General features: G+C 74.3%; 2 protein-coding genes. Both read right to left on the reverse strand.

Annotation, left to right across the window (positions count from 1 at the left end; all coding sequences use genetic code 11):
* Nucleotides 1-152 precede the first annotated feature (152 nt).
* The gene (pknB, locus tag FOE67_RS20625; protein ID WP_182666333.1) at nt 153-2123 is read right to left on the reverse strand and encodes a Stk1 family PASTA domain-containing Ser/Thr kinase; all 1971 of its coding nucleotides are present in this window, start codon (nt 2121-2123) and stop codon (nt 153-155) included.
* Between the two features lie 157 nt (nt 2124-2280).
* On the reverse strand, nt 2281-3362 hold a 1082-nt coding region (locus tag FOE67_RS20630), incomplete at its 5' end, for a DUF4190 domain-containing protein (protein ID WP_182666334.1).

Here is a 3362-nt window from a genome sequence, read left to right on the forward strand (position 1 = left end):
GCGCACCCCCGTCCGTGCCCCCACCCCCGGGCGGGGGCGGGGGCACGTCGACGCCGGGCCACTAGGCGCGGTCGTAGGTGACCAAGGTCCCTGTGGTCGGGATCACGTCGGCTCGACGTGCATCCACGGGAGAAATGCTCTACAAGCTGCCCTTATCGGACATAAATGGTGATTGTGGAGCCCTTCGGGGCGGATCCCCCGCTGTGCACGGACTGGTTGAAGACCGTCCCGAAGAAGAAGACCCGCTGGACCTCGACCTCGAACCCGGCGTCCTCCAGCACCCGGATCGCCGCGTCCTCCTCCATGCCCCGGACATCGGGCACGACGATCATCTCGGGCCCCTTGGAGATCTCCAGGGTGACGGTGTCGCCCTCCCCGGCGCTCTCCCCGGTACCGGGGCTCTGCGCGGCGACCGTGCCCGCCTCCTGCTCCGCGTGCACCCGTTCGCCCGTGACCTCGACCTCGAAGCCGGTCTCCCGCAGGCGCTGGATGGCGGTGCCCTCGGGCATCCCCACCACGTCGGGCACGCTCAGCTCGCGTCCCCGGCTGACCGTCAGGGCCACGGCCGAGTCCGGACGCCGCTCGGCGCCCGCCGCCGGCTCGGTCGAGATCACCGCTCCCCGGGGCACCGTGGGGTGGAACTCGGCGGTGGAATCACCCGGGGTCAGCCCCACCTCCCGCAGCGCATCCCGGGCCGTGTCCTCGGGCATCCCCGCCACATCCGGGACCTCGACCACCTCGGGTCCCCGGGAGAGGGTCACCGTCACCGTCCCGTTGCGACGGATGCGATCCCCGCGTTCTGGCTGTGTGGCGATCACGTGGCCCGCCTCCACCACCGGTGAGAACTCCTCGCGGAACTCCGCCCGCAGCCCGGCCTCGTCGAGCACCCGCTCCGCCTCGGCGCGCGGCAGGTCGTAGACGCCCGGGGTGCGCAGGAACTGGCCGGCGTTGACGTACCAGAAGCCGGCGCCCAGGCCGAGCACCGCCACCAGCAGGCCCAGCAGGGCGAGCCGCGCGCGGCGGGGACGCCGCCGGAGCGGCTGCGGATCACCCGGGTCACCGGGCTGCCCGTACCCCGGGGCCGGCTCCTCCGGAACGGGCGGCACCTCGATCACCGCGGTCCGCTCCACCCGGTCCGGTGCCTCCGACCCCAGGACGGATCGAACCGGGACCACGCTGGTGGGATCCTCGGATCCCACCTTCCACGCCTCCGGCGGGGAGGGCGCCCGGGTGTCCGGCACGGCGTCCAGTTCCGCGTCGGTCATCCCCGCCCGGATCGACCGGGTCAGCGACAGCAGCACGGCGGCGTCGGCCGGCCGACGACTGGGGTTGCGTTCGCAGGCCACCGCCACCAGGCGATCCAGGGCGGACGGGAGTCCGGGAACCCGCAGCGAGGGGGCCGGCACGTCGTCGCGGACGTGGGAGAGCAGGACCTGCGCGGGGGAGTCCCCGGTGTGCGGCTTGGTCCCCGTCAGCATCTCGTACAGCATGATCCCGCAGGCGTACACGTCGCCGCGCGGCTCGACCGTGCCGTGCTCGATCTGCTCGGGCGCCAGATAGGAGACGGTGCCCAGCAGCGATCCGGAGCCGCCGGTCCCGCCGGCGCCGGTGGAGGTCCCGGCGTCCACACCGCGCACCAGGCCGAAGTCCGCGACCTTCACCCGGCCGTCGTCCCCGATCAGGACGTTCTCCGGCTTCACGTCCCGGTGCACCAGGCCGGCGCGGTGCGCCGCGCCCAGGCCGGCCAGCACCGGTTCGAGGATGTCCAGCACCGCCCGGGGGGTCAGCGGGCCGCCGTCCCGCAGCACGTCGCGCAGGGTGCAGCCCGGCACGTACTCCATGGCGAGGTAGACCCAGCCCCGGTCCCGGCCCTGATCGGTGACCCCGACCACGTTGGGGTGGTCGAGGCGCGCCGCCGCCTTCGCCTCGCGGATGAACCGCTCCACGAACCCGGAGTCCACGGCGAGGGAGGGGTGCATCACCTTCAGGGCCAGGCGCCGGTCCAGCCGGGTGTCCAACGCCCGGTAGACCGTGGCCATGCCGCCGACCGCCACCCGTGCCTCCACGTGGTAGCGGTCGTCCAACAGGTGCCCGATCAGCGGGTCCCGAACGGTGGTGTCCACGCCGGGAAGTCTACGAGCCGGCGCGGCGGGGAGGGGGCGAGCGCACCGAACCGGGCCGCGACCGGGGCGAAACGGTGACGTCGCGGTGACGTGCCGGCCGGCCGGATCCGTGCGCCGGTTCCGGCCGGCCGCACCGACCGGAACCGGGGCCGGCGCCTCAGCCGAGCACGGTCGGGGCGCCGGTCCCCAGCCCCAGCGCCTCCCGCAACTCGACCTCCTCGGGTCCGACCAGGAGGGTCGCCTCCTCGTAGCGCTCCCAGAACACGTGGGGGTCCTCCGCCCCGGCGGCCGACTCCCACACCCCGGACTCGGCGGCGTACCGCTCGGCCAGGGACTCGGCCGCCTCCGCGACCTCCGCCCCGCGTCCCCAGTCGGCGGCCCGGAGCTCCTCGGCGGCCCGCCGAGAGCCCTCGGCCATCCGCTCCGCCCAGGCGCGCAGCGCCGGTATGTCCCCCTCGTCCTCGGCGGTCGTCGGCACCCCCCACCACAGGTCGTCGTACGGGCCGACGGCGTCCAGGTAGGCCAGCTGTTCCGGGGTGTGGTTCAGGCGGAAGCCGCGCAGCGAGCCGGTCGCTCCCCCGCCGGGGGTGGAGAGCACGCAGGTCACCGTCCGGTCGCCGGCCGCCCAGCCCGACCGGGAGGGGTGGTAGTACTCCAGGATCGCGCTACCGCCCCAGGGGTCGATCGCGTACCGGCGCGCCTCCCGGGCGCACCGCTCGTAGGCGGTGGTGTCCCACCACTCCTCGCTCGGGTACCCCTCGACCTCTCGCCCCGCGTCCAGCAGCGCCACCACCTCGGCGTCGTGCGGCTCCGCGCACGGCACCGTCTCCACCGCGTCCACCTCGCCCTCGGCGGAGATGTCCTCCGAAGAGGGCGAGAGGAAGCAGGTACCGACGCTCAGGTCCGTCATGGAGGTCCCGGAGGTGCCCCACCCCTCGCGCTCCGGATCCATCAGAACGAGGACAACCGCGACGGCGATGAGCAGGAGCGGGACGCAGCCCACCACGATCGCGATGATGGCCAGAGCCCGACCGGGCCCCGGGGGTTTCCGGTTCCGCGACCGGACCAGGGCGATGATGCCCAGCAGGATGCCGATCGGCCACAGGAAGAGGGCCAGAACGACGGCCGTGATGGCCAGCGGATCGGTTTTCGGCGGGGCCGGTGGCTGCCACGGTCCGGGCGGACCGTGCCATCCCCCGGGGACCGCGTACGGCGGGTACGGGCCGGTGGGGCCCGGGG

Source organism: Streptomyces calidiresistens (assembly GCF_014141525.1).
In the GTDB taxonomy this organism is placed as follows: Bacteria; Actinomycetota; Actinomycetes; order Streptomycetales; family Streptomycetaceae; genus Streptomyces; species Streptomyces calidiresistens.